The sequence below is a fragment of the Burkholderia sp. Ac-20384 genome (assembly GCF_017104605.1).
GTDB lineage: Bacteria > Pseudomonadota > Gammaproteobacteria > Burkholderiales > Burkholderiaceae > Burkholderia > Burkholderia lata.
This window is the reverse complement of sequence record NZ_JAAGPE010000001.1, coordinates 112,615-136,793: the sequence shown is the minus strand read 5'-3', so window position 1 is coordinate 136,793 and position 24,179 is coordinate 112,615. Positions and strand designations below refer to the sequence as shown.

26 protein-coding genes are annotated in these 24,179 nt (G+C 65.5%); 10 read left to right on the top strand and 16 right to left on the bottom strand.

Features of this window, described 5'->3' with window-relative positions; translation table 11 throughout:
- Positions 1 to 543 (top strand): AraC family transcriptional regulator (locus G3O00_RS00590; protein WP_206141667.1); only part of this gene is annotated, 543 nt, incomplete at its 5' end.
- 284 nt (positions 544 to 827) lie between these two features.
- Here G3O00_RS00590 and G3O00_RS00585 read toward each other — a convergent pair.
- The 3 genes from G3O00_RS00585 to G3O00_RS00575 all read right to left on the bottom strand — a co-directional run bounded on the left by G3O00_RS00585 (position 828) and on the right by G3O00_RS00575 (position 2,058).
- Positions 828 to 1,370: a carboxymuconolactone decarboxylase family protein gene (locus G3O00_RS00585; RefSeq protein WP_206141666.1), complete on the bottom strand. Its 543-nt coding sequence runs from the start codon at positions 1,368 to 1,370 to the stop codon at positions 828 to 830.
- A gap of 139 nt (positions 1,371 to 1,509) precedes the next feature.
- Positions 1,510 to 1,731 carry a hypothetical protein gene (locus tag G3O00_RS00580; protein WP_011349748.1) on the bottom strand — a complete coding sequence of 74 codons (222 nt, stop codon included), beginning with the start codon at positions 1,729 to 1,731 and terminating at the stop codon, positions 1,510 to 1,512.
- Positions 1,732 to 1,794: 63 nt separating this feature from the next.
- Positions 1,795 to 2,058, bottom strand: coding sequence for an HPr family phosphocarrier protein (locus G3O00_RS00575; protein WP_174930177.1), 264 nt, complete (start codon positions 2,056 to 2,058; stop codon positions 1,795 to 1,797).
- A 362-nt stretch (positions 2,059 to 2,420) separates the two neighbouring features.
- Between G3O00_RS00575 and G3O00_RS00570 the strand changes: the two genes are divergently transcribed.
- A complete protein-coding gene (locus tag G3O00_RS00570; protein WP_041492596.1) occupies positions 2,421 to 2,765 on the top strand; it encodes a zinc ribbon domain-containing protein YjdM in 345 nt (114 codons plus the stop codon).
- A gap of 43 nt (positions 2,766 to 2,808) precedes the next feature.
- Positions 2,809 to 3,657 (top strand): spermidine synthase, encoded by an 849-nt coding sequence (locus G3O00_RS00565; RefSeq protein WP_174930178.1) that lies wholly within the window; start codon positions 2,809 to 2,811, stop codon positions 3,655 to 3,657.
- 33 nt (positions 3,658 to 3,690) lie between these two features.
- Here the strand turns inward: G3O00_RS00565 and G3O00_RS00560 are convergent, their stop codons facing one another.
- Together G3O00_RS00560 and G3O00_RS00555 are read right to left on the bottom strand one after the other, a co-directional pair.
- Complete coding sequence (locus G3O00_RS00560; RefSeq protein ID WP_011349753.1) at positions 3,691 to 3,876, bottom strand: ribbon-helix-helix protein, CopG family; 186 nt, start codon at positions 3,874 to 3,876, stop codon at positions 3,691 to 3,693.
- A gap of 86 nt (positions 3,877 to 3,962) precedes the next feature.
- Complete coding sequence (locus G3O00_RS00555; protein WP_206141665.1) at positions 3,963 to 4,721, bottom strand: YoaK family protein; 759 nt, start codon at positions 4,719 to 4,721, stop codon at positions 3,963 to 3,965.
- Positions 4,722 to 4,986: 265 nt separating this feature from the next.
- Here G3O00_RS00555 and G3O00_RS00550 point away from each other — a divergent pair, with 265 nt between their 5' ends.
- From G3O00_RS00550 to G3O00_RS00540, 3 genes are all read left to right on the top strand, one after another.
- Complete coding sequence (locus tag G3O00_RS00550; protein WP_041492597.1) at positions 4,987 to 5,337, top strand: hypothetical protein; 351 nt, start codon at positions 4,987 to 4,989, stop codon at positions 5,335 to 5,337.
- Positions 5,334 to 5,546 carry a twin transmembrane helix small protein gene (locus G3O00_RS00545; RefSeq protein WP_006489184.1) on the top strand — a complete coding sequence of 71 codons (213 nt, stop codon included), beginning with the start codon at positions 5,334 to 5,336 and terminating at the stop codon, positions 5,544 to 5,546. Before G3O00_RS00550 ends, G3O00_RS00545 begins: the two co-directional genes overlap by 4 nt.
- 263 nt (positions 5,547 to 5,809) lie before the next feature.
- Complete coding sequence (locus G3O00_RS00540) at positions 5,810 to 6,013, top strand: hypothetical protein (RefSeq protein WP_206141664.1); 204 nt, start codon at positions 5,810 to 5,812, stop codon at positions 6,011 to 6,013.
- 157 nt (positions 6,014 to 6,170) lie between these two features.
- Here G3O00_RS00540 and G3O00_RS00535 read toward each other — a convergent pair whose 3' ends face one another.
- The 7 genes from G3O00_RS00535 to andR all read right to left on the bottom strand — a co-directional run bounded on the left by G3O00_RS00535 (position 6,171) and on the right by andR (position 12,882).
- Positions 6,171 to 7,397 (bottom strand): dienelactone hydrolase family protein, encoded by a 1,227-nt coding sequence (locus G3O00_RS00535; protein WP_206141663.1) that lies wholly within the window; start codon positions 7,395 to 7,397, stop codon positions 6,171 to 6,173.
- Between the two features lie 52 nt (positions 7,398 to 7,449).
- Positions 7,450 to 8,298: an SDR family oxidoreductase gene (locus tag G3O00_RS00530; RefSeq protein WP_206141662.1), complete on the bottom strand. Its 849-nt coding sequence runs from the start codon at positions 8,296 to 8,298 to the stop codon at positions 7,450 to 7,452.
- The gene (locus G3O00_RS00525) at positions 8,295 to 8,933 is read right to left on the bottom strand and encodes a cysteine hydrolase (protein WP_206141661.1); all 639 of its coding nucleotides are present in this window, start codon (positions 8,931 to 8,933) and stop codon (positions 8,295 to 8,297) included. Before G3O00_RS00525 ends, G3O00_RS00530 begins: the two co-directional genes overlap by 4 nt.
- Complete coding sequence (locus G3O00_RS00520; protein ID WP_206141671.1) at positions 8,930 to 9,460, bottom strand: aromatic-ring-hydroxylating dioxygenase subunit beta; 531 nt, start codon at positions 9,458 to 9,460, stop codon at positions 8,930 to 8,932. Before G3O00_RS00520 ends, G3O00_RS00525 begins: the two co-directional genes overlap by 4 nt.
- Positions 9,460 to 10,797 carry a Rieske 2Fe-2S domain-containing protein gene (locus G3O00_RS00515; protein WP_206141660.1) on the bottom strand — a complete coding sequence of 446 codons (1,338 nt, stop codon included), beginning with the start codon at positions 10,795 to 10,797 and terminating at the stop codon, positions 9,460 to 9,462. Before G3O00_RS00515 ends, G3O00_RS00520 begins: the two co-directional genes overlap by 1 nt.
- 38 nt (positions 10,798 to 10,835) lie before the next feature.
- Positions 10,836 to 11,795: a PDR/VanB family oxidoreductase gene (locus G3O00_RS00510; protein ID WP_206141659.1), complete on the bottom strand. Its 960-nt coding sequence runs from the start codon at positions 11,793 to 11,795 to the stop codon at positions 10,836 to 10,838.
- Between the two features lie 103 nt (positions 11,796 to 11,898).
- Positions 11,899 to 12,882, bottom strand: coding sequence for an anthranilate 1,2-dioxygenase regulatory protein AndR (andR, locus tag G3O00_RS00505; RefSeq protein WP_206141658.1), 984 nt, complete (start codon positions 12,880 to 12,882; stop codon positions 11,899 to 11,901).
- Between the two features lie 894 nt (positions 12,883 to 13,776).
- Between andR and G3O00_RS00500 the strand changes: the two genes are divergently transcribed.
- Positions 13,777 to 15,219 (top strand): sensor histidine kinase, encoded by a 1,443-nt coding sequence (locus tag G3O00_RS00500; RefSeq protein ID WP_206141657.1) that lies wholly within the window; start codon positions 13,777 to 13,779, stop codon positions 15,217 to 15,219.
- Between the two features lie 13 nt (positions 15,220 to 15,232).
- Here G3O00_RS00500 and G3O00_RS00495 read toward each other — a convergent pair whose 3' ends face one another.
- Positions 15,233 to 15,706, bottom strand: coding sequence for a thioesterase family protein (locus G3O00_RS00495; RefSeq protein ID WP_011349765.1), 474 nt, complete (start codon positions 15,704 to 15,706; stop codon positions 15,233 to 15,235).
- Positions 15,707 to 15,937: 231 nt separating this feature from the next.
- Here G3O00_RS00495 and G3O00_RS00490 point away from each other — a divergent pair, with 231 nt between their 5' ends.
- On the top strand, positions 15,938 to 16,876 hold the full coding sequence (locus G3O00_RS00490) for a response regulator (RefSeq protein ID WP_206141656.1): 939 nt from the start codon (positions 15,938 to 15,940) through the stop codon (positions 16,874 to 16,876).
- Between the two features lie 359 nt (positions 16,877 to 17,235).
- On the opposite strand, the gene G3O00_RS00485 is transcribed toward G3O00_RS00490, so the two are convergent.
- A complete protein-coding gene (locus G3O00_RS00485; protein WP_206141655.1) occupies positions 17,236 to 18,156 on the bottom strand; it encodes an AraC family transcriptional regulator in 921 nt (306 codons plus the stop codon).
- A gap of 139 nt (positions 18,157 to 18,295) precedes the next feature.
- On the opposite strand from G3O00_RS00485, the gene G3O00_RS00480 reads away from it, so the two are divergent.
- Positions 18,296 to 19,261 carry an SDR family NAD(P)-dependent oxidoreductase gene (locus G3O00_RS00480; protein WP_206141654.1) on the top strand — a complete coding sequence of 322 codons (966 nt, stop codon included), beginning with the start codon at positions 18,296 to 18,298 and terminating at the stop codon, positions 19,259 to 19,261.
- 366 nt (positions 19,262 to 19,627) lie between these two features.
- Entirely contained in the window at positions 19,628 to 20,845 is a 1,218-nt protein-coding gene (locus G3O00_RS00475) for an acyl-CoA dehydrogenase family protein (protein WP_206141653.1), read from the top strand.
- Positions 20,846 to 20,910: 65 nt separating this feature from the next.
- Here G3O00_RS00475 and G3O00_RS00470 read toward each other — a convergent pair whose 3' ends face one another.
- On the bottom strand, positions 20,911 to 22,098 hold the full coding sequence (locus G3O00_RS00470) for an LLM class flavin-dependent oxidoreductase (protein ID WP_206141652.1): 1,188 nt from the start codon (positions 22,096 to 22,098) through the stop codon (positions 20,911 to 20,913).
- Between the two features lie 412 nt (positions 22,099 to 22,510).
- Positions 22,511 to 23,695: a porin gene (locus G3O00_RS00465; RefSeq protein ID WP_206141651.1), complete on the bottom strand. Its 1,185-nt coding sequence runs from the start codon at positions 23,693 to 23,695 to the stop codon at positions 22,511 to 22,513.
- Positions 23,696 to 24,179 lie beyond the last annotated feature (484 nt).

The following is a 24,179-nucleotide window of genomic DNA, read 5'->3' as shown; positions in this document are numbered from 1 at the left end:
GCCACCGCGCGGCTGACCGCCCTCGTCGAATTGATGCGCGCGGAATCGCTCGAGCAGCAGCTCGGCGGCCTCGCGATCCTGAACGCGCTGTCGGCGGCGCTGTTCGCGCTCGCGCTGCGCGCGATCAGCGAATCGGGGCAGGCACCGACCGGCTTGCTGGCACTGGCCGGCCAGCCGCGCCTCGCGGCCGCGATCGTCGCGATGCTCGACGATCCGGCGAAGCCATGGACGCTGCCCGAACTGGCCGCACTGTGCAGCATGTCGCGCGCGACCTTCATGCGTCATTTCCAGTCGACACTCGGGCACTCGGCCGCGGACCTGCTGATGGACATCCGGATGAGCCTCGCCGCGAATGCGCTGCGCCAGCCATCGGCCAGCGCGGAGGCCGTGTCGGCCGACGTCGGGTATCAGTCGGTGGCCGCGTTTCGCCGCGTGTTCACGCGCTGGGCGGGCATGACGCCCGGAGACTGGCGGCGCCAATCGCTCGGCGGCCCGCGCGACCCAACTGCATCGGATGACGGCCAGGCCGGCGACGCGGAGTAAGTGCGAAGACGGCGCCCGCGCCGGTTCCACGCAACACATATCGATCTGCCCGACGTCGATGCATGGTTCGATGCCGGCCTCATCGCTACGATTGTCCAACGCGATGAACAGCGCGGCAGCCGCCAGCGCGTATCGCCTACCGATCCTCCCGAGCGGGTCTGCGGCCGTGATCCATGCGGAACGCCCGTCGCGGCAACGAGGCCGGCGACGGGCGCGCTCGAAACACGGACGCCGGCGGGCAGCGGGACCGCATGTCGCGCCGACTGCCGGCATTGCCGCGGGATTTACTTCACAGGCGGGAAATCGACGACCGTGTCGTTGATGCGGTTGAACGTGTTGGTGAAGATCGTCAGCGCGATCGTGAGCGAGATTTCCGCGAGTTGCGTGTCCGTGTAGCCGGCTTCGCGGATCGCCGCGAATTCGTCGTCCGTGATCGTGCCGCTCGTCCGTTGCAGGTTCAGCACGAAGCGGATCAGCGCGTCGCGCTTCGCGTCGCCGGTGTTCGGCTCGCGAGAACGGATCGCGCGCAGCGCATCGGCCGACAGGCCGGTCATCTTGCCGAGCAGGGTGTGCGCGGCGACGCAGTAGTCACACCCGGTGTCGGCGCTGACGAGCAGCTTGATCGTTTCGAGATCCTGCTTGCTCAGCGTGCCGCCGGCGAGCACGCCTTCGGCATTGAGCACAGCCGCGAGCGCGTTCGGCGCGAGGTGGCCGACGGCGGCGAACAGGTTGGGGACGGTGCCGCCGGCGACCTTGCGGACTTGTGCGTACACGTCGGCGGTTGCGCCGGTGGCAGTTTCGATGGCGGGGATGGCGATGCGGCTCATGACTGGCTCCTTGATCGGAAAGTTGACGCCCGTTCGTTCGGGGTGACTCCACTTTAGAAGCGCAGAACGATCCTCATAAGACTCAAAATCGCCAATGTGATGCTCAAAAGGATCAAGCTGATTTGCCGCCGCCGGCGATCTACTTCCGGCTTTTCAGGAAGGTGCGCCCTTCGGCCGTGATCGACGCACCGGAGCGGCCGTGTGCGGAATGGCTGACGAAGCCCGCGCTGACGAGCTCACGCGCGATCGACCAGCCGAGCGCCGGCGCGTCGCGCCCGTAGCGGACATCGGCGAGGCGCTCGAGCGCCCAGATGGCGGAGGCCGACAGGTTCGGGGTGTGGGACGTGAAGTTGTCGCTCATCGCTTCCTCATGAAAAGGGGATTCGGGGTGGGCGGGATGCCGTGACATCGGGCGGTGCGCGGGTCAGCGCGCCTGAAGCACAGGCAGCAGCGCCTGCAGTGCGGCCTCCTCGTCGGGGCCGGTGGCCAGCACTTGCGCGGACGTGCCGCCGTGCACCTGCAGCGCCGCGACGGCGGCGCTGTCCTTCGCATCGCTGCTGATTCCGTTTGCAATCAGCAGGATGTCGCTTTCGAAGCCGCGCGCCGCGTCGGCGGCGGCTTCTCGTGCGGCGTAGCCTCGGTTGCGGTTCCACGCGGGGCCGATTTCAACGTACACAACGGTTGCCACGATGTCGGAGAGCCTCTGGACGGAACGTCGGAATCGGTGTGCGGCGCCGGGCCGGCGGTGCGCCAGGCACGCGTGAAACGTGCTTTACCGCACGACTCGGGGAAGCCGGCAGCGCAGCCGGGGTGTGCCATCCTGCGTGGATGTGCCGGCATTCTCGGCGAAACGGGCCGCAAGTCCGGCGAACGGCGCGAAAACGCTGATTATAATACAGCGTTCAAGCGATGTGTATTACATTATAATGTTGTGTGCGCCGAAGGCGGCCCGCCGACCCGTCGGCGGGAACCTGCAGGCCGGCCGGGCGACGCTGCCAGCGCGCCCGGCATTTTTATCGACGACTCAACTCCCCCTGAATGGAAGCTGCAATGAACGCCGCCCCCGCCTGCCCGCAATGCGCGATGGAAAACACTTACCCGGACGGCACGCTGACCGTATGCGCGGACTGCGGCCATGAATGGTCGGCCGGCGCCGGCACCGAAACGGGCGACGAACCGGCGGGCGACGTCGTCAAGGACGCCAACGGCAACGTGCTGTCGGATGGCGACTCGGTCGTGCTGATCAAGGACTTGCGTGTGAAGGGCTCGTCGATCACGCTTAAGATGGGCACCAAGGTCAAGAGCATCCGGCTCGTCGGCGGCGATCACGAGGTCGACTGCAAGACCGACATGGGCGGCTTCATGCTGAAGGCCTGCTACCTGAAGAAAGTCTGAGCGCGCGCGCTCCAATCGACCGTCAGCAATCGACTTCCCGTTCATGGCCGAGGATCGAATTTCCTACGACGCGTTCATCAGATTCCTGGCGACGCCGCTGAACGACGGCCGGCCGTTCGTGCTCGAGACGCAGCACGCGCTGTCGCTGCACTTCGACCATTTCGGCACGCAGAGCTTCATGTCGCTCCGGGATCCGGGCCGGCTCGAGCTCGGCTATACGCGCGTGATGATGGGTTTTCTGCTGCTGCAGCCCGAGCCCGCGCACATCTGCATGCTCGGGCTCGGCGGCGGTTCGCTGGCGAAGTACTGCTACCGGCACTTGCCCGGCTCGGCGATCGACGCGGTCGAGATCAACCCGGACGTGATCGCGCTGCGTGACGTTTTCAGGATTCCCGCTGATGACGGCCGGTTCAGGGTGGTGTGCGCCGACGGCGCGGATCATCTGGAAAGGGCGGATGTCAGAACGGACGTTATCCTGCACGACGCGTTCGTCGCCGACGGCATGCGGGGCCGCTGTGCGGGCGCCACATTCCTCGCTGCATGTCACGAGCGCCTGAGCGAAACCGGCGTGCTGGCCATCAACTTCATGGACGACGATCCGGCGCTGCCGGCGCATCTCGAGCAGTTGCGCTCGGTGTTCGGTGCGTCATATACGTTGGTGCCGTGCGGCGACGACAACAACTTCATCGCGTTCGCATGGAAGGGCGGCAACCGGCTGCCGTCGTTGCGCATCCTGCTCGAGCGCGCACTCGCGTGTGCGCGGGCCGGCGAGCTCAAGCTGGCGGCCACGGCGAGGCGCATGAAGGCCGGGGAGAGCGTTGACCCGCAACGGCTGGTGATGTGCGCGCAGCCGCACGGGCGATGGGAAATCGGCGGCGTCAACGCCAGGTAGGCAGCGGCGCCGGCGCGGCCCGTACGGTTGCGATTACTTCATGCGCTTGCCGAGCGCGCTCTTGGTCTTGTACGTCACGCCGTGGCGGTCGAGATACTCGCGGATCAGTTGCCGCACGACTTGCGAAGGCGTGAGATCCTGCTCCGCGCAGAGCATCTCGAAAGCTTCCTTTTTCGCGGGGTCGATCAGGACGGTCAGGCGGGCGGTTTTCGTTTCCATTGCGGGGCGAGGGTGGTCGGTATGTTAATCAAATTATAATCGATCGCCTTCGGCGCCATCGCCGAAAACGCTTTCGTGGTGCGCGATCAGCGCCTGCTGCGAAGCAGCGCGAGCAGGTCGTCGATCACCGGCACGATCGCAAGCGTGACGAGTACCGCGGCAAGTGGCACGGTCGACACGTAGCCGACATGCTTGAAGCCGATCGCGCCGGCCAGGCCGCCGATGAAGAACGACGTGAGCATCGTCGCGTGAATCCGCAGTTTCGAGCGGTTGGCGACCACTGCATGCGCGTCGACGTCGGCTGCCGACCGGTTCCAGTAGAACAGCTTCCCGAGCTCGATGCCGAGGTCGGTCACGATGCCGGTCATGTGCGTCGTGCGGATCTCGGCGCCCGACAGCTTCGTGATCGTCGCGTTCTGCAACCCCATGATGAAGCACAGCAGCGTCACGGTCACGGGTACGAAGAAGGTCTCCCACAGCGCGAGGTGGCTGCCGAGCAGCCCGAACAGGAGCAGCAGTGCGGCCTCGACCAGCAGCGGCAGCATGAACTGGCTGTGCAGGCCGCGGCGGCGGCCCCAGTTGACGAGGATCGCCGAGCAACTGGCGCCGATCAGGAACGACCCCAGCGAACTGATGCCGGCCAGTGCGAGCCGCAGGTCGCCGAGCGCCGTCTGGTCGGCGATCGCCGACACGATGCCGCTCATGTGCGACGTGTATTGCTTGACCGCGAGAAAGCCGCCCGCATTGGCCGCGCCGGCGACGAACGCCAGCGAAAACCCGAGCTGACGGTTTGCGGTCGCGCTGCGGTGTTTTCCCGTCAGGTTTCGAAAGTACTGCGCTGGCATAGGGACTAGGGGCTAGGGGCTTCGCTCGATCGCCGCGGATCGCGGGCGCGGACGTGAAGACCGGCACCGGGCGGCAGGGCGGGCACGCCGCCTGCTCACTGGTGCCGGGCGTCTCGAATCATGTGACGAACATGATAATGCCATTATCATACTCTGTTAGTCGAATAGGGCTTTCAGTACAATGTCATCCAGCGCGGCCGGACTGCGGCTCCGCCGCCGCATGGCCGCGCCGCCCGCCTTCGCGATCACTTCTGCCCACCGTTTCATGACCCCGATCAAGTTCATTCTTCGCTACACGGCGATCCCGTTCACGGCCATCGTGGCTGTGGTGATCTGGACTGTCATACCATCGTCGAAAGAGATCGATGCGAGACAATATGCGGCGCTGTCGCGCGCGTACGCGAGTTTCCCGCTGCCGTTCCGGCGCGAGATCTCGGAAACGATGGACCACGGCCGGATCAACGACCGGCGCTACCAGGCGCTCGTGCGCGATTCGCTGGGCAATGGCGTCGCGCTGGACTGGCCGGCGTCGGGCGTCGGCGAGCTCGCCGACGAGCGGCAAAAACTGGCCGAACTGATTCAGGCCGATTCCGATCTTCAAGGGCATCACCAATGAAAACTCTGCTGGTTTCCGTGGCATTCGCGATGATCATCGCGAGCCTGATCTTCGCGCTGTATTTCATGAATCACGATCGCGGCAAGTCCAAGCGGATGGCGTGGTCGCTCGCGGCGCGCGTCGGGCTGTCGGTCACGCTGTTCCTGTCGCTGCTGATCGCTTACAAGCTGGGCTGGATCGAGCCGACCGGGCTGCCGATCGGGCGCTGAACGACGGACGCCCCGTTGCATGCGGGGCGTTCGCGCAAATGCGAGTTTGAATCTTCAATAGAGCTATTGTGATAAGAATACTTATCCAAGTAGGGTGATTTAATTTCGAAATCAATCGCTTCCAAAATCCAAAACGCGTCTGGGCAGAGTCAGCGAGGGGGAGTCGACCGCCTCACGCGCTTCGTGCCTGAGGCGATCGAGACCGACACCGCGCCCGCGCACGATAGCCAACGGAAACAGGTCGTCCAGCGAGCGTGGTGACAATGCGTGTGCGCGAGGCCGAGCAGGTCGCCGGCCGCATCGAACGCGCCGAACCCGAAACCGGTTCCGTTCGGATCGCGCAGGCCCGCCTGCGTCGCCACGAAGATGTCCTCGTCCAGAGCGACTTCGTAGAACGCCTGATCGTCCTTCCACTGGCACCGCGACGCGGCGTCGTCGGCCGCATCGCGTGGCCGGATTGCGATTGACGCCGCATTGCGTGCACCATTGTCAACGGTGGTGCCGTGGATCGGCCTCTGTCGGGAAGGCGGCAACGCGCACCGGCCCGAGTGCCGATCATCGCGCGCCAGGCGGGGCCGCCAGTCCGGAGGGGGCGAGGGGGAGGGCCGTCGCCGGCGCGCACTCCTATCGCGCCGGTTCGCTCTCGCGCCAGCGCGCCATCAGCGCGTTCGACGGCAGCGCTTCATCGAGCAGCTTGCGCGCGGCCTCGATGCCCGAGACCGGCAGCCCCTGCGGATCGAGCAGCCCGAGCTGCACGAGCACGCTCGCCTGATCCCAGTAGATATGCTCGTTGTAAAGCTTCGGCCCGCGAAACGCAACGACGACGATCATCGGGATCTCCACGTGCTTGCCGGTCGGCGCCACGCCCGGCAACAGCCAGTCGATTTCCCGGTCGTGCGTGAACGTCAGGATGAACTCGTCCACCATGCGATCGACGCCGACCACCCGCGAGATCGGCACCATCGCCATGTCGGCCGGGTTGTTGTGGATGAAGTGATGCGTGTAGAAACGCTTGAGCTCCGTGTAGCCGGTGCCCCCTGTCATTGTCGGCACGTGGTTCACGTAGGGCTCGGGTACCATCGTCTGCATCGTTTCCTCCGGGTCGCGCGCGGCGAACTCCAGATGGAAATGATGATCGGCGAGCGCGCCGAGATCGTAGTCGGGCCCGAGCGCCTTGCGGAATACCGCGAGACTGCGCGTGTGCGCGGACATCGCGGCCGTCTTGACGAAGGTCGGGCCGCTACGGCTGAACGCATGGCCGGCGCCCGCATATTCGTACAGCTTGACGTTCGGCTTACTGTCGAGCGCCGCACGTATCGCAGTCACGGTTTCGGGTGGATTGAGCGTATCGGTGCCGCCGAAATGCAGCGCTATCGGGCACGCGATGCGCTCCACGAGATCGAGCGACTGCTCGATGCCTACACCGTAATAGCCGACCGCACAGTCGACGCCGCACCGCGCAGCGGCGAGATACGCGAGCTTGCCGCCGAGGCAGAAGCCGAGCACGCCGACCTTGCCGGTCGATTCGGGCAGCGCGCGGGCATAATCGACGGTTGCGCGTATATCGACGACGGCACGTGCCACATCGAAGCGCTGGTAATAGTCGAAGGCCTTCGCATGATCGTCATCGCCGTAACCCAGCTCGATGTTCGGCGCGAACTGGTGGAACAGGTCCGGCGCGATCACGACGTATCCCTCCGCCGCATACAGGTCGGCGACTTCACGCATCTCGGCATTTACGCCGAAAATTTCCTGCAGCAGCACGATGGCCGGGCCGTTGCCGGCTTCCGGCAGCGCGAGATAGGCGTCGAACGCTGCGTCGCCGCTGCCGATTCTGATTTGCTTCGTCATGGATGGATTCCCGATGGAGTAGGGTGAGGACACTGCGGATTCGCACCGCGCGCTATTGCGGAGGCTGCCGCCCGAACCACTCGCGCGGCGACACACCCTGATCCGGCCCGAGCATCGAGAAGCCGCCGTCGACGGGCACGTCGACACCGGTGACCCACGATGCGTCGTCCGAACAAAGAAACGCCACCACGCGTCCGACCTCGTCGCCGCGGCCAACGCGGCCGAGCGGATGCAGCGGCCGGCCGACGCGATCCGCCCGCTCGACCGAACCGCCGGCGAGGTGCTCGAGCGACGGCGACCACGTCCAGGCCGGCGATACGCTGACCGCCCGCAGCCCGCGCGGCGCGAGATCGACTGCGAGATTGCGCGTCAGTTGCAGCAGCGCAGCCTTCGACGCCGGATACAGCGCGCGGCCGGCCGCGCCGAACTTTCCGCCGACGCTGCCGAGATTGACTACGACGCCGCCGCGCCGCAGGTGCGGCGCGGCCTTCTGCGCCAGGATCGCCGCCGACACGAGATTCACGTCGAGCAGGCGTGCCCATTGTTCCCGGGTCGACGCGAGGCCGGCGTCGTCGTAGCTGCACGCGTTGTTCACGATGAGGTCAAGGCCGCCGAAGGCGGCAATGGCCGTCGCGATCGCACGTTCGAGCTGCGCGTCGTCGGTGACGTCGGTGGGCGCAAAACGCGCCGACGCACCGATCGAAGCCGCCAGAGCATGGCCCGCGTCGGCATCGAGCCCGGCGATCAGCACGCAAGCGCCTTCTTCCGCGAGACTGCGCGCGATGTCGGCGCCGAGCCCTTGCGTCGCGCCGGTGATGATCGCAACCTTGCCTTCGAGGCGCGCGGCCGCGTTGCGCGACCGATCGCGCAACCGTGCTTCCGGGGTAGGTGTCGTGCTCATTCGCCCTCCGTTTGCGAGTCCGTGCCGAACAGTTCGGCGACGGTGGAAATGGTTGCGATCAATCGCATCGATTCGAGCGACGCGTCGTGCTGCCGGCGGTCCGCGCATGCGCACGCGTCGGCCGCGACGGTCACGCGGTAGCCGAGATCGGCTGCGTGACGCGCGGTCATTTCGACGGTCGAATGCGTCGCGACGCCCGCGACGATCACGTGACGCACATCGTGTGCCGCGAGTATCTGTTCGAGCGGCGTGCCGATGAAGCCGCTCGTGCACCTGTGATGCACGACGTAGTCGAGCGCGCGCGCCGGATCGGGATCGAGCGTCGGATGGAAGCGGGCGCCCCAACTGCCGTCGCGCACCGCGCCGAGCTCGGCGGTACGCACGAAGATCGGCGCGTTGCGTGGCAGGTCCGCATAGTCGTCGCGAAATGCGATGCGGACATGGACGATCGGCAAGCCGTACCCGCGCGCGCCGGCCAGCAGCGCACGGGCCGCATCGAGCACGGCCGCGCGCTCGGGCTGATCCACGTCGAAGCCCACGCGGATCTTGCCGTGCGGATCGAGCACGTCGTTCTGGTAGTGCAGCGCGATCACGGCCGTTCGCGCCAGCGTTCCCGACAGTGGCGCGGCGTTCACACGAACACCTCCAGGTTGGCGAGCGCGTCGGTCGAATTGACGAGGTCAACGCGCTTCAGATAGATCTTCCAGTCGTCGCCGCTCGTGTCGAGCTTGTGCGTGACGAGCCCCGCCAGCGCGCGCTGCCCGAGCCGCCATTCGTGGACGATCAGCGTCGAGTGGACAATCAGCCGGCCGGCCGCGTCGCGGCCGTCGACGATCACGTTGCCGACGATGCGCGCGGTGCGGGTCGTCGGCTGCTGCGACCAGTTGCGCAGGTTCGTCACGCGGCCCGCCCGCACCTCGCGCAGCGTCGCATCCTCCCAGAACAGCGAAATATGGTCGTGCGGGCTGGCCTGGCCCGGTTCGTGCGGCAGCCAGTACATGCCGTCGGGCGTCCACAGGTCGAGCCACGGGGCGAACGCGCGCGTATCGAGCAGCCGCGCCTCGCGAAACAGGAATTGCGCCGCGTGCGCCAGCAGCGTGGCATCACGGGTGGCGGGGGCGACCACCACGGTCGACACATCGAAAGCCGGGTCGTGCAGCATCATGCAGCTCCTTCGACAGTGCTGGCGGGGAGCGTGGTTTCATCAACCATGAAGCGCTTCCACGCGGCGAACTGGTTGCGCATCGGCAGTTCGCTGGTGCCGTTGATCGACACGAAGCCGTCTTCCGTGGCGCGATCGGTACCCGCATAGCGATGCATGCTCACCCATTCGCCACCGTGGGTCTGGTTGCCTTCCTGGCAGCGCGCGTAGACCTCGACGTCATCGGGCATCACGTTCGACGACGGCGAATTGATCACGTTCGCGTAGGTCAGCGCACGCTCGAACACGGCGTCGGGTGCGCCCTTCAGCCGGAACAACTGGATTTCGACGAGCGTCTTGTCCACTGCAATTGGCCGGATCACGCGAAACTGCTGGAATACGGTATGCGGGGAACCGCTGCCGTAGATGACGGTGTTGTGGCGGTTCATGCCGAGAATCCGGCGCGCGCGTTCGTCGCCGTAGGCGTCGGCGAGCACCGCGAAATGTGCGGTCGACACAGGGTCGCGCTCGGCGGCCGCCGGATCGAAAATCCCTTCCATATAGCCGTGGCCGTACGCATAGGCGCGCAGTTCGAGCTTTTCCCAGAACGCGTAGGGCTCGCCGTTGCCGTCCATGACGAGCAGCTCGAACGGCATCGTGCTCATCTCCGCGGCCTTTTCCCGGGCCGCCACTACCGACGATTCGTGCGTGACCGGCGCGTGCATCGTGTCATGCAGGTTTTCGTAGAACAATTTCCAGTTCGAGCGCTGCAGCACGCGGAACACACCGCCCGTGACCTCGACCTCGCCCACGGGCGAGCGATCGCACAGATTGTCGATCGACGAGACGACGCCGTTCAGGAACGTCCGGAGATCGGGCCCTTCGGCGCTTTGGCTGGCAAACACGAAGCCGCGATAGCGGTCCACGCGCGCGACGCGTCGCATCGAGAAATCCGGATGCTTCGGATCGAAACACGTGTTCTGCAACCCGTTGCGCAGTGGCGCCGAAAGGTGCGTGCCATCGTGTCGGAACGTCCACGCATGGTACGGACACCGGAAGAATCTTCCGACGGAGCCGTCGCCGTCCGGCACGATCTTCGCACCCTTGTGCGGACACCGGTTGTAGACGACGTGCACCGCGCCGTCCGTGCCGCGCACCATCACGACGTCCTGATCGCCGATGCGCGTTGTGTGATAGTCGCCGGGGGCCTTCACCTGGCTTTCGTGGCCGACGTAGATCCACGCCTGGCCGTAGATCCGTTCCATTTCCAGCGCGAAGATCTCGGGATCGGTATAGAGGCGCTTGTGCACGCTGTCGGGGCGGACCAGGCCCGCGAGGGTCTCGTTAGTCAGGCTCATGCGGTTTCCTTGCTCGGAGAGGGACGATAGGGACGGGCTTAAAGATCGAGGACGAGGCCCGCGCTTTTCGCGCGCGACACGCACGGGCAGAACGAACCGCCTGCGTGCTCCTCGTCGGTGAGGCAGATGTCGCGATGATCGGGCTCGCCGTCGAGCAGCCGGACCGTGCAGACGCCGCAGTCGCCGCGCCGGCAGTCGTAGAGCGGGTCGAGCCCTGCTTCGATCAACGCATCGAGAATCGACGCGCCGGCCGGCACGTTCAGCACGCGCCCCGACGTCGCGAGCCGAACTTCGAGCGGCGCATCGCTGCCCGACGGGACGGACGCCGCAAAACGCTCGCTGTGCAGCGCATCGTCGCGCCAGCCGAGACGCCGGGCCACGGCGAGCGTCGCCTCGATGAGTCCCGTCGGACCGCACACGTACAGATGCGTGCCGGGCTCGGGTGCGCCGATCGTGTCCGCCAGCGGCATGCCGCGCGCCGGGTCGCCGTTGTCGAACCAACAGGTCGCATCGGGCAGTGCGGCCACTTCGTCCCGATAGGCCATCGACTCGGCATCGCGCGCGGCGTAGTGCAACGTGAATGCACGCCCGGCGCGCGTGAGTTCGCGCGCCATCGACAGGATCGGCGTGATGCCGATGCCGCCCGCGATCAGCAGATGCCGCTGTGCGGTCGTGGCGAGCGGGAAATCGTTTCTGGGCGGATCGACATCGAATTCGTCGCCGGGCACGCACGCGTGCATCCATTGCGAGCCGCCGCTTCCGGCGGCTTCGCGCAGCACGGCGATTTCATAGTGGTCGACGCAGGCGGCGCCGGCGCCGGCGTTTACGAGCGAATACGCGCGCCGCGGCGGGCGAGGGGAGAGCGGCACGTGCACGCCGATGTGCGCGCCGGCGTCAAACCCGGGCAGCGGCGCGCCGTTCGAGGCGACGAGATGCAATCGTCGGATTGCGGGCGTCAGCGCCTCGATGCGCGCGACGCGGATTCTGAGCAGGGACATCCAGCGGCTCCGTCGAATTCGGACGGATCGACTGTATGTGGACGAATCGGCCGCGAATATCCACCGAGCGCAGCGCCTGTCCGGCGTGCGCAGAATTTCGTGCTCAGCCGGCGGAGCGGCGCGCGCGGCGCAGCGTATCCGACGGCGATTCCCCGAACGTTTCGCGGTACAGGATCGCGAAGCGGCCGAGATTCGCGAAGCCGCAGCCGAGCGCGACGTCCGCGACGCGCTCAGCCTCGCGCGCATGCAGCAACTGGTCGCGCGCACGTTCGAGACGCCGCTCGCGCACGAGTTGCATCGGACTGCCGTGCGAGAAGCGCTGGAAGCCGTCGAGCAGCGTGCGTACCGGCACGCCGGCCGCCATCGCGATATCGGCCAGCGTGATGGGCTCGCACGCGTGCTCGACGATGTAGGCCTCCGCGCGCTTGACCGTGTGCGGCACGAGCGCGGTCCCGCCGGGCCGCGTCTGGCAGTGATGCGGCTGGCCGGCGAGCAGCAGCGAGATGACGAGCCGTTCGAATTCGAGCGCGATGCGGCGGTCGCGCTGGGCCAGCGCGACGGTCTCCGGCGAGGACGCCATCACGCGCAGTTGCGCGAGCCACGGCTGCAGTTCCGGCCGCGTCAGGTCGAGCGTGGGCTCGATCTGCAGATGGTCGTGGCCCGTATGCGCGAGGATCGCGCGCCTGTCGATGCGCACGAAGAACTGCTCGCAGTCGCGTGAAAACGTGCCGCCGAACCGGGTGGCCGGCCCGACGATCACGCCCTGGGTCGGCCCGGCGATCGTGCGCCGGCCGCCGACGTTCAGGTCCGCGTAGCCGCCGAGACTGAGGATGGCCAGGTAGTAATCCTCGATTTCGCCGGCATCGACGCTCATGGTGCCGGCATAGCCGATGGTGCCGAATCCGACGCTGTCGATCCGGACATGATCCATGTACGCCGAATAGCCGCCGCGCGAACTGCCCGGCGTGAGCCGATGCGGCTGCAGTACCGCGGCAATGCGTTCGCGCGTGTCGTCGAGGTCGTCGGATTCGAAATAACGATATCGCCGAAGCAGGGTCGGCTCGATCGGCAAGGAAGCAGTCAGCATGGCGGATCTTCTTTGCGTATGCGTGGGGAGCCCGGGGGGCGAGAAAACGATCGATGCGGCGTCTTCCGGGAGTGCACCCACTGTACACGTTTGCCGTTCGGGTCAATAAACCGGGCAATTTCGTCCGCTGGCGAGCGCCAGAAAATTGCCGGAACCGGACACACAACGGCGCCATCCTGCGGAAAACGGCCAGATCGCGATTTTCGGCCGGCCAGCAACCGGTCGACGCTTCGTGCGCGGTGGGCCGGCAGCGCATCCCGCCGTCGGCTGATCCCGAGTCGCTCGGCGGCTCGCCAACGCATCAGAAGCGGCTCGATCACGGCTACCACGATCTTCCGACGATCCAGCTCCCGCATGCTCATGGTGATCAGTCCGGGTTGGCCCACGATGCGCTCCGGCAGTTCGAACCGCCGCCAGCATGCCGGCAGTCAAAAGCACGACATCTGTAAATAGCCAGAACACGACATTACTGAAAAGCCCTGAAAAACTAAAAGGCGATCATCAGCGTGATGTAATCAGGTTTCGCACGACGCGCGGCAGAGTCCGCCAACGCTGCAACGGCACGGAAGGGGAGTTGACACGGATCTTCGCTACACCACGGCCAATGACGATGTGAATCCGCGACGTGCAACTTCATGAATTCACGAGGATTTCGCACCTTCCGGCCAATGCGGGCCGGCGAAGTGCCAACCTTGCTTCGCAAACGGCGACAAGTTCATTTTGGTCAACGCTGCCCAGCACTCGACACAGCGCGATCAACAATCGTGATGCGCAGAAGCCCCGTGGGCAAACCCGCCGCGCGCGCTCGCCTGCCGCGGCGTGCTACTCTCGCAAATGGCACCGGCCAAGACAGTTCAGTGGTGCGCGACCAGTGAACATGGTGGATTCACGCATATGTACTCGATCTTGCCCGCGTTTGTCTCTGCGTTGTTTCTCGGGTTCGGCCTCTATGTGCTGGCCACCAAGGGTCTCACGCGGGTATCCGTTCCGTTCGCCTTGATGTGCGCGACCACCTTCGTCTGGCAGGGAACATGGGCCTTCCTGTTCCAGACGACCGACACGGACGTCGCCAACGTGTTGGTCAAGGCAGGCTATCTGTTCATCCTTTTTCTGCCGACGACCTTCTATCATTTCGTGACGGAGGTCGTGTCGCGTCGGGACGAGCGGCCAATCATATTCGCGTCCTACGGGCTCTGCGTCCTGCTGGCCGTGTTGCTGGTCACGAGCAATGCGGTCGTCGATGGATTCCGCCTGCATTTCTTCGGCCCGTATCCCAAGGCGGGCCCACTGCATCCGCTGCACGTCGTGCAGACGGTATGCCTGGTCGGCCGCAGCGGTTGGCTCCTGATCGAGGCAAGACGACAGGGGCGGGCGCGCGACGTCCGGCAGTTGCTCACTCAATGTCTCGTCAGCCTGGGCCTCTACTCGCTCGCGGCGACCGACTATGCGGTGAACTACGGCGCCGAGTTCTATCCGGTGGGGGTGCTGTTCATCGCGATCAGTCTCGGGATTCTCGCGATGTCGATCGTCCGCTATGGCCTGATGGGCCCTTATCTCCTGGCCGCGACGGTCGCGCACGAAGTGGCCACGCCGCTGGCGGCGATCGGCCTGCACGCGGACGAACTGCGCAACGTCCTGCCGGTGTTGCTGTGCGGGTATCGGCTAGCGGTGGAGCAGCGGTTGTGCGCCGACGATTTGTATCCTGGACAGCTGGAGCGGCTATCGACGCTCGCGTCGTCGATCCGGCGTCAGGTCGACACCACGAGTACGGTGGTCGAGATGTCGCTGGCGTCCTTTACGCTGGACCGACTCGATCGCAACAGCTTCGCGGCCTATCCGATACGGGCCTGTGTCGACGCCGCAGTGGATCGCTTTCCGTTCCGTCCGGGTGAGCGGGACCGCGTATCGGTCGACGCGATCGATCCGGACATCCGGTTTTTCGGATCCGATTCGCTCGTGATCTTCGTCATCTTCAATTTGCTGAAAAACGCGCTGTACGCGATCCACGCAAGCGGCCGTGGGCAGATCGAGATCGACGCTCATCGCAGCAACGGTTACTGCGTGGTGCGTTTCAGCGATACGGGCCCGGGCATCCCCCCCGATGTGCTTCCTCAGATCTTCGATGCCTTTTTCTCAACCAAGTCGCACGGTCGCGGCGCCGGCATGGGCTTGAGCTTTTGCCGCCGCGTATGTGAAGCGCTCGGCGGCACCATCACGTGTGAATCCGCCCCCGGCGTCCGGACCACATTCACGATTCGGCTGCCGGAGCCCGGTGCGCCGGCGGACGACACATTGCGCGATCCGCCGGCGCTCCCCCGGCGCTATCGCATCGGGTAAGGTGGTCTCACGTTCAGTTCGCGGCGGACGGCAGGATCAGTTCATACGCCTTGACCCGCTCGATGATGCCCGGCGGAAACCGGCGGATCCGCTTGTCCGAACCGGCAAACACGATTTGCTGATACCCCAGCGACACCTGGCGTCCGTCAACGTAGAAGCGAAACAACAGATAGGCCGAACATTGCCGAACCTCGAACGTGTTGAGAAAGCAATCGACACGTTGGAACGGAAATGTCTCCTGGACGTATTCCTGGTGCGCGCGCTTCGTCACGAACGCCCCGCCAGCCGCCAGCAGGTTGTTGTGGATGCATTCGTGAAACCAGCGTTCACGGCACACGCCCTGCCATTCGAAGTAGCGTGCGAAATAGGTATTCATGAAGGCATTGGAATCCTTGAGGTAAATGTCGACCACGTGGTGGAAGGTTTTTTCGGACTGATGTGCCGTTTCGTTGGAAAGGACGTGAAGAATCGCGTCTCGCGTCAACATGGATAACTCCTTGAGTCGCTACTGGCGGTAGCTGCGCATTCCTTCAACGAGAAGGAATGGCCCGATTCTCCCCGTGCAATTCTGCTGAGCGACGAGATTGAAACATTCCGGTTTTGCAAATGAGGAACAGTTGATGTGCGTCCCACTTTCGCCGGATAATTGCCGCGATAATCATTCGCGGTAATTCGTCTCCGATACCGCATCTTCTTCTGCTGATTTATCGAGACTCTTATGCAACCCTTCGTTAGGCAGCCGGTGCTTTTTCCCGTGTCCGTGGTATTTGTCGACGACAATCCGGATTTCCTGCAGGCGCTGCGGGGCGCATTTCCGGACGAACGCCTGAACCGCTTTTTTACGCACCCCCAGGCGGCGCTCGACTTCGTGTCGTCGCGTGACACGGAGATGCCGCCCCTGGCTGCGGACTATTTCGGTGCGGAGAAAACCGGCGGGAATGCGATCGGCGAGGATGCGCTCGCCGATCCCGCCCGATTCGAGGCGGTGGGCGCGGTGGTCGTGGACTATTCGATGCCGGAGGTCGACGGCATCCAGTTTCTGACCTCCATCCGCAACGCGAACTGCACGAAAATCCTGCTCACCGGCGTCGCCGACGAGCGCGAGGCGGTGGCCGCGTTCAATGCGGGACTGATCGATTGCTATCTGAAGAAAACCGACGTCGAGATGCCGCGCAAGCTGGCAACCGCGCTGGACACCGCGAAACGCAAGTGCTGCGCGGCCCGCGGGCACATCAGCCTGCATGAAGCGGGGGCGACCTACCGGGATCCACGGGTCGTCAAACTGATCGATGAGGTGGCCGCGCGGGAAGGCATCGTCGAATACTACTGGCGCCCCAATCAGGACGCGGTGCTGATGTTCGATGCCGCCGGCGCGCCAAGTGTATTGCTCGCCTGGAACGAAGCGGACTGGTCGTTCCACTGCGATATCGTGTCCGACGCGGGCGGACCGGCCGAATTGCGGCAAGGCATGGAAGCGCGCCGCATCATGCCGCTATTCTGGCCATCCCAGGCCTATCGGCCGGGCCTCGCGGACATTCGCTGCGCGGCCCCGCTACCCGTTCCCGAATGGCCCGGCACGTTTTATAGCTGGATCCGTCTGGATGATCCGGCCACCGAGCGTGAACTGCCCACATGGGCAAAATGGCGTCACGCGTAAGCGATCCTTCTCCCCTCTCCAAACGGAAAGGATCGGCGAAGCGGTGCTGTCGTCGACTCGGTAGCCATTCGAATTGGAATAATCCCTGTCAATGTTGACAGTTATCGGCGGCACGGGATTTTGTTCTAATTGCACCTTATTCCGAGGGCCGCCCATTTTTCCATTAGACGGCACATCCGTTCCGAGCAGACCGTTGACCAACGGTCTGCTCGCGCTTCCAATATCGATCGATTCTCGATCTGATGTTGTCGTGATGCTTGACGAAAGCCACTGCGACAAACAATCCATAAATTTCCGACTGTTCGGCGCGAAACGCTGGATCGGACATGTATCCGACCGACAGGGTTTTTAACGGCCCGCTAATCGCCCGACTCGCTCGCAAAATCATGGCGATACGCGCGGGGAGAACACCCCACGATGCGCTTGAACGCGTGTCCGAACGCGCTATCCGAGTCGTAGCCCAGCCTCTGCGCGATCGCCGATATCGACGCATTCGAGCGTCGTAGCTCCCGCATCGCGAGCTGCACGCGCCAGCGCAGCACGTACTCGAGCGGCCCGAATCCCAGCCGCCGCTTGAAATGCAGCGCGAACGTCGAACGCGATACGTGGCAGCAGGTCGCGAGTTCGTCGACCGTCCAGCGTCGCGCGGGCTCCGCATGAATGGCGACGAGGGCCGTGCTGACCCGGGCATCCGCGAACCCGGCAAGCCAGCCGACATCGCTGTTCGCGCCGTCGTCCACATAGCGCCGCAGGATCTCGACCAGCATCATGTGACCGAGATGTCGAACCATCAACGACGCGCCCGGCGACGGCTTGCCGAATTCATGTGCGAGCCGCTGCAGCGCCCAGCGCAACACCGCCGCCTGCTCGGAGTCGCCGCTTACGATGACCACCGGCGGCAGGCTGCCCAGCAGCAGCGGCATGCCTTCCTCGTACGAGAAGCGGCCACCGATCAGGAAGCAACTCACCGGTTCGCCATAGTGCGCGATACCGCGTTCGACGTTCCGGTACACGTCGGCGGCAGGCACCGACGGAACCGATGGATCGCTCGCCAGCGCAAATGCCCGCGGCGATGCGAGCAGGAAACAGTCGCCCGTGCGCAGCAGGATCGGCGGTCCGGCGCCGTCGACGGTCAGCCAGCAACTTCCTTCGACAACCGCATTGAACTTGATTCCCTCGGGCGGCGGAATGGCCACCGCCCACTCGCCGCCTGCGCTCAGGCCGGTGAAATACGAATCGCGCGTTTCCAGCAGCGCCAGCACTTCCGAAAGCGGATCCACGCTCAAGCTCCGGACGATCTCGACGAAAAACCGGATTCTATTGCATTCACAGTCCGGGGGTATCGCCGGAGAATGATTTCGTGCAGTGACGCGACCGACAGGCGGGCGCGTGCTTCACGCATCGTTCCAGGAGCCTTCAATGACGAGCAGGCAATACCCCCTTCATGCCGGATTCGGCGCCGCATCGACGGCAAGCGACGTACTGGTCGATCTCGATCTTCACGGCAAGACCGCGATCGTCACGGGCGGCCATTCGGGTCTCGGCCTGGAAACGACGCGCGCGCTGGCTCAGGCTGGCGCGACCGTCATCGTCGGCGCACGGAATGCGGATGCCGCACGCGAAGCAACGCGTGGCATCGCCGGTGTGGAGATCGCGGCGCTCGACCTCGCCGATCTCGCGAGCGTGGCCGCATTCGCGGCGCGGTTCGTCGAGGCGCGTCGCGACGTGGACATCGTCATCAACAGCGCGGGCGTCATGGCGTGCCCGGAGACGCGTGTCGGCGATGGCCTGGAAGCGCAGATGGCCGTCAATCATCTTGGCCATTACGCGCTCGTCAACGGACTGTGGCCGGTGCTCGCGCAGGGCGACGGCGCCCGCGTGGTCGCGGTGTCGTCGCTCGGGCACCGGCTTTCCCAGATTCGCTGGGATGACGTCCAGTTTGCGCACGGCTATGACAAATGGCTGGCGTACGGGCAGTCGAAGACCGCCAACGCGCTGTTCGCGGTACAGCTCGATGCGCTCGGTGCCCCGTATGGCGTGCGCGCCTATTCGCTGCATCCGGGCAAGATCGCGACACCGCTGCAGCGCCATCTGACACGCGAAGAGATGATGGCGCAGGGCTGGGTGGACGAGCACGGCCTGCCAATCGATCCGACCTTCAAGACGCCTGCCCAGGGTGCGGCAACCCAGGTCTGGGCGGCAACGTCGCCGCGTCTTGCCGGGATCGGTGGTGTCTATTGCGAGGATTGCGACATCGCGGTTGTCACGCAGGGTAACGAGGAATCGGGCGTGCGACCGCATGCGATCGATCCGGAGGAGGCGGCGCGTCTGTGGGCGTGGTCCGCGGCGCTGACCGGGATCGATGCCTTCGCGGCGCGCCGTTGACGTCTAAGCGCTCATGGCGGCATGCACGGCCAGCGGCAGCGACAGGGGCATGCGGCCGGTGCGGGTCCCCGCGATCGGGCTTGACCCGAATCCGGATTCACCGAGGGTCGCAGGCTGCCGCCCGCATCGTGACGGCGGCGATCGACCGGGTTCATGTTGGACACGCGCGGCCGTGCAGCGCCGAGGCATCCTGCAAGGGTGCGATAGTGCGCGACCATTCCCTGCATACGCATAACAAAAGCTGAAATCGGTTTTTCACGCGCTTCAAGCGCGTCCCTATACTTTGCGAGGCTGCGCAGGCAGCGATTCGCACATGCCGCGATCGCTCGACGCAGCGCCCGATCTTCTCGAACAAGGACTTGCCGAATGACTGCCCGTGATGCCGTCGATCCGCGCGACGCGTTGCGCGACGCGCTTGCCGCGCTGCCCGATCTCGCGAATGCGATCGGGCAGGATGCCGCGCAACGCGAGGCGCGTCGCGAACTGCCATTCGACGGTTTCGCGATCTTCCGTCGCTCAACACTGGGCGTGCTGCGGATTCCGGCAGAGCGCGGTGGCCTCGGCGGCACGCTGGTCGACCTGTTCGACACGATCGCGACGCTGGCTGCCGCCGATTCGAATCTCGCGCACGCGCTGCGGATCCACTACGACCAGATCGAGACGCTGCGGCTGTCGCCGCGCACGCCGTTCAACGACGTGCAGCTCGAGCGCGCGCTGGCCGGCGCGATCTTCGGCGGCGCGTCGACCGAGCGCGGCACGTCGCGTCCCGGTGAGAACACCACCGTGCTGCGCCGGGACGGCGATCACTATCGCTTGACGGGCCGCAAATATTATTCGACCGGCACAGCGTTTGCCGATTTCGCGCGCATCAACGTGGAGAACGAGCAGGGCGACGCGGTCGCCGTGATCATTCCGGTCGCGCGGGACGGCGTGCAGGTGCTCGACGACTGGGACGGCATGGGCCAGCGCATGACCGCGAGCGGCAGCCTGTTGCTGAACGACGTGCAGGTATTCGCGGATGAAGTCGCCGCGCGCGACGGCTCGACGCTCGTCGGCCGCCATTGCGGCGCGCTGCGGCAGCTGCATCTCGTCGCGACGGGCGCAGGCATCGTGCGCAACGTGGTTGCCGATGCGCGCCGCTACGTGCTCGCGCACGGCCGCCCGGTGCTGCACAGCCCGGCGCCGACCGCGCGCGACGATCATTTCATCCAGCAGGTCGTCGGCGAGCTGTCCGCGCACAGCCACGCGATCGACGGGCTCGTGCGCGAGAACGCACGGGCGCTCGACCGTTCCGCCGACGCGATCGAAGCCGGCGACGCCGATGCGCATGCCCTTGTGCTCGACAGCGCGCTCGCAACGGCACGCACCCAGCTCATCGTCAGCAAGCTGGCGCTGCATGCGGCGGAGCGGCTGTTCGAAGTCGGCGGCGCGTCGGCGACGGCGCGCGAACACAACCTCGACCGGCACTGGCGCAACCTGCGCACGATCTTCAGCCACAACCCGCTGCTGCACAAGGCGCGCGTGATCGGCGACTATGAGCTGAACGGCGTGACGACGCACCTGACCGAAGGCCGCGTGTTCTGAAGCGGCCGTGCCGGTCCGGCGGGTATCAGCGTGACGACGCGCGACAGCGCATCCACGGCCCGACGTCAGCGCCGCAGGCCGGCGTCGCGTAGCAGCGGCAGCACACGCTCGCCGAAGAAGTCGAGATCGGGCTTGAAGTCATAGAAGCTCAACTGGATGCCGTCGATGCCGGCGCGGTGCAGTCGCACGATGGTATCGGCGACTTCTTCCGGCGAGCCGGTGATCGAGATATTGCCGCCGATCGCGCGCGAGTCGGCCTGCGAGCGTTGCTCGATGCCACCTCGCCACGCATGCGCGTCGCTGTCGAAACGGTGGAAGCTGCCTTCGTCCGCATGCGCGACGATCGCGTCGCGGTACGCACGCGCTTCGGCCGCTGTCTCGCGGCAGATCACGAGCGGGTTGAGCAGCGTGCGGATCGCCCGGCCGCGCGCCGCGGCGGCGGCCTTCACACGTGCGGTATGCGCGGGCAGCGCATCGATCGCGCGCTCGGCATCCGTGCCGGCCGGGCTCGTGACGAACACGATGTCCGAATAGCGTGCGGCGAAATCGATGCCCGCATCGGAGCCTGTCGCGTTGATCAGCAGCGGGCGGCCGTAGCGGGGCTTCGGCGTCACGAATGCGCCGCCCAGCCGCCAGCTCGACAGTTGGGGCGTGTAGCTGAAATTGTCCGGTTGCGCCCACAACTGCTGAACTGCATCGAGGAACTCGGCGGCCATTTCGTAGCGCCGGTCGTGTTCGATCCGGTTCCAGCCGAACATCTCGTGCTCGACGGCGCGATGGCCGGTCACGACGTTGATGCCCCAGCGCCCGCGCGAGATGTGATCGAGCGTCGCGGTGAATTTCGCGAAATGCAGCGGATGCCACGGCCCGTAGAGCACGTGGCTCGTCGCGACGAGGATGATCCGTTCGGTGCGCGCGGTCAGCGCGGCCAGCGTCATGAACGAGTCGAGCGCGTGGCCGTCGAACACGCCGCCGTAGCCGCCTTTCGGCAGCCACTGCGACAACGCGAACACGAGATCGAAACCGAGCGCCTCCGCGCGTGCGACCAGGTCGGCGTTGTAGTCGAACGTCCAGTCCGTCGTGCGCGGCAGCGTCGACGCGCTCCAGCCGCCGGCCTGGATCGGCAGGAACAGCCCGAGCATCAGCGGCTGCGCGAGGACGCGCGACACGGGGCTGTCGGCGAAATCCGCCGGCGAGCGACCATCGACGAATGGCGATGGTGCGACCGGGGTGGCGAGGGCGGTGTCGCTCATGAGGGCTTCCTTGCAGATTGGGCACGCACCGCGCGATGGCGGCTGGTGCTGCAGTGGATCACATCGCGTTCGTGCGGCCCCGGTACGCCGCAGGGCGGTGACAGCAACGGCCCGCCCGGCGCGCGTGTCCGCAGCCGCACGTCGAGTAGATAACGCGGGTTGAGAGGCTGCCTCTCTAGCGTGCCGCCGGCAGGCGACATCGTGGCGCCCCATCCGTTGCCGAACTGGCGCAGAGCCGCGTGCCGGCTGCTGCGCGGCACGCGGGGACGAAAACGGGAGTCGGTCACGATCGGACGTGTATCGCACGCGGGGAAACGCCCATTTTCGGCAACCGGGCCTGGCGCGACAAACAACGATTCCCGCTTTGCTTATCGCACCACGCCGCGCCGCGCCGCGCCCGATGCGCGAACCGTCAGAACTTCACGCGCAGCCCGCTGACGAACGCGACCTGGCGGTTCGTCGACGACGCGCTGCCGATATTCGAAATCGCCGCGATCGAGCGATAGCCGCCCGCGGTTGCCGTGCTCGGATCGCCGGCCGCGAGTTGATAGATGCCGGACAGGTAGAGATCGGTGCGCTTCGACAACGCATAGTCGAAGCCGAGCGTGAACTGGTGCCAGCGCGGTTTCAGCGTCTGGCCGCCAGTGCCCGGCAGGCCGCTCGCGCGCCCGTCGGTGAACGTGTAGACGCCGATCAATGTGGCCGCCGGCGTGATCTGGTAACGCGCGTTCACGTCGTAGTTGTTGAACTTGCGGGACGAGCCGTCGAGATAGTCGAGTTGCGTATGGCTCCACGCGAAGCCGAGCGTCGCACGGCCGAGCGTGTAATTCGCGCCTACCACGCCGATCTGCTGCTTGAGCACGCCGCCGTTCAGCCCATAGAAGAATGCGCCGCTGTAGTCGTTGCCGGTGGTGGAGGTCGCGCCGCCCACCGCGCCGCTCGTATTCGACGTCGAATTCGGATGATTGATGCGAACGTAGCCCGCGCCCACCGACAACGGGCCGTTCACGTAGTTCGCCGACGCGCCCCATGCGTTGTTGTTCGAGAACCCGGTGCCCGCGCCACCGTTGGCCTGGTTGCTGAACGCATAGAGCAGGTCGGCCGTGAATCCGGCGATCGTGTCGCTGCGGAACTTCACCGCGTTGTTCAGCCGGAAGCTCTGGTTCATGTTGTCGTTGTCGCCCACGTGCGTGGCCGGCGACCAGAAGCCGGACCCCGAGTACTGCGCGACGAGGTCGGTGATCGGCTCGTACTGGCGGCCGAAGGTCAGCGTGCCGAGCCCCTTGCTGGCGAGGCCCACGTACGCCGAGCGGCCGAACAGGCGGCCGCCCTGGCCGAGCCCGCCGTCGCTCGGCCGGAACCCGCTTTCGAGCGTGAAGACCGCCTGCAGGCCGCCGCCGAGATCTTCCACGCCTTTCAGGCCCCAGCGGCTGCCGCTCAGCTTGCCGCTCGTCTGCTGGATGTTGCTCGCGCCACCCTGGTTGTTCGTATAAGCGAAACCGGCATCGACGACGCCGTACAACGTGACCGAACTCTGCGCATGCGCGCTGACCGAACCGATCGAAACCAAACCCAGGACTACCGTTTTTTTGATCATGACTATCCTCTGTTTTTATGGGTACCTCTGTGAGGATCACGATGCTATTGACGACGGTCGTGCCGACGAACGGTCGATCCGTGGTTTGTAAATCGCAGCGCGGCCGATTTGCAATGTGTGCTGCCGCAAGCCCTGCATGTGCGCCGCGATCGCGTCCGGTACCCATGCTGCGACGAACGTATCGCGCGAACGGCGAACGTCGAGCGCCGGATACGCGCGGGCGCGGTCATATCGATCGACGAAATCGTTCGATGTGCGCAATACAGGGGGCCCGGCGCGCGATGTTTTTACGCAACGCCCGCTGTGCGACGAGCGGCCGTTGCGCTACGTGTGCCCGCATATCGATTTCGCAAAACGTTGGTAGGGCCGTGCGACGCAGGACGGTAGAGTCGGGCATCCGGCCTCGGGCCGGCATGCTCCGGGAGCAGAAGGGCGCGCAAGCGCGTTCGTCCCGGCTGAACAACGAACACGGGAGCCGTTTGTC

Excerpts from the sequence above, each read along its gene's own strand:
- G3O00_RS00585 (WP_206141666.1), bottom strand. The coding sequence starts at position 1,370 with ATGAGCCGCATCGCCATCCCCGCCATCGAAACTGCCACCGGCGCAACC.
- G3O00_RS00580 (WP_011349748.1), bottom strand. The coding sequence starts at position 1,731 with ATGAGCGACAACTTCACGTCCCACACCCCGAACCTGTCGGCCTCCGCC.
- G3O00_RS00570 (WP_041492596.1), top strand. The coding sequence starts at position 2,421 with ATGAACGCCGCCCCCGCCTGCCCGCAATGCGCGATGGAAAACACTTAC.
- G3O00_RS00565 (WP_174930178.1), top strand. The coding sequence starts at position 2,809 with ATGGCCGAGGATCGAATTTCCTACGACGCGTTCATCAGATTCCTGGCG.
- G3O00_RS00560 (WP_011349753.1), bottom strand. The coding sequence starts at position 3,876 with ATGGAAACGAAAACCGCCCGCCTGACCGTCCTGATCGACCCCGCGAAA.
- G3O00_RS00555 (WP_206141665.1), bottom strand. The coding sequence starts at position 4,721 with ATGCCAGCGCAGTACTTTCGAAACCTGACGGGAAAACACCGCAGCGCG.
- G3O00_RS00550 (WP_041492597.1), top strand. The coding sequence starts at position 4,987 with ATGACCCCGATCAAGTTCATTCTTCGCTACACGGCGATCCCGTTCACG.
- G3O00_RS00545 (WP_006489184.1), top strand. The coding sequence starts at position 5,334 with ATGAAAACTCTGCTGGTTTCCGTGGCATTCGCGATGATCATCGCGAGC.
- G3O00_RS00540 (WP_206141664.1), top strand. The coding sequence starts at position 5,810 with ATGCGTGTGCGCGAGGCCGAGCAGGTCGCCGGCCGCATCGAACGCGCC.
- G3O00_RS00535 (WP_206141663.1), bottom strand. The coding sequence starts at position 7,397 with ATGACGAAGCAAATCAGAATCGGCAGCGGCGACGCAGCGTTCGACGCC.
- G3O00_RS00530 (WP_206141662.1), bottom strand. The coding sequence starts at position 8,298 with ATGAGCACGACACCTACCCCGGAAGCACGGTTGCGCGATCGGTCGCGC.
- G3O00_RS00520 (WP_206141671.1), bottom strand. The coding sequence starts at position 9,460 with ATGCTGCACGACCCGGCTTTCGATGTGTCGACCGTGGTGGTCGCCCCC.
- G3O00_RS00515 (WP_206141660.1), bottom strand. The coding sequence starts at position 10,797 with ATGAGCCTGACTAACGAGACCCTCGCGGGCCTGGTCCGCCCCGACAGC.
- G3O00_RS00510 (WP_206141659.1), bottom strand. The coding sequence starts at position 11,795 with ATGTCCCTGCTCAGAATCCGCGTCGCGCGCATCGAGGCGCTGACGCCC.
- andR (WP_206141658.1), bottom strand. The coding sequence starts at position 12,882 with ATGCTGACTGCTTCCTTGCCGATCGAGCCGACCCTGCTTCGGCGATAT.
- G3O00_RS00500 (WP_206141657.1), top strand. The coding sequence starts at position 13,777 with ATGTACTCGATCTTGCCCGCGTTTGTCTCTGCGTTGTTTCTCGGGTTC.
- G3O00_RS00495 (WP_011349765.1), bottom strand. The coding sequence starts at position 15,706 with ATGTTGACGCGAGACGCGATTCTTCACGTCCTTTCCAACGAAACGGCA.
- G3O00_RS00490 (WP_206141656.1), top strand. The coding sequence starts at position 15,938 with ATGCAACCCTTCGTTAGGCAGCCGGTGCTTTTTCCCGTGTCCGTGGTA.
- G3O00_RS00480 (WP_206141654.1), top strand. The coding sequence starts at position 18,296 with ATGACGAGCAGGCAATACCCCCTTCATGCCGGATTCGGCGCCGCATCG.
- G3O00_RS00475 (WP_206141653.1), top strand. The coding sequence starts at position 19,628 with ATGACTGCCCGTGATGCCGTCGATCCGCGCGACGCGTTGCGCGACGCG.
- G3O00_RS00470 (WP_206141652.1), bottom strand. The coding sequence starts at position 22,098 with ATGAGCGACACCGCCCTCGCCACCCCGGTCGCACCATCGCCATTCGTC.
- G3O00_RS00465 (WP_206141651.1), bottom strand. The coding sequence starts at position 23,695 with ATGATCAAAAAAACGGTAGTCCTGGGTTTGGTTTCGATCGGTTCGGTC.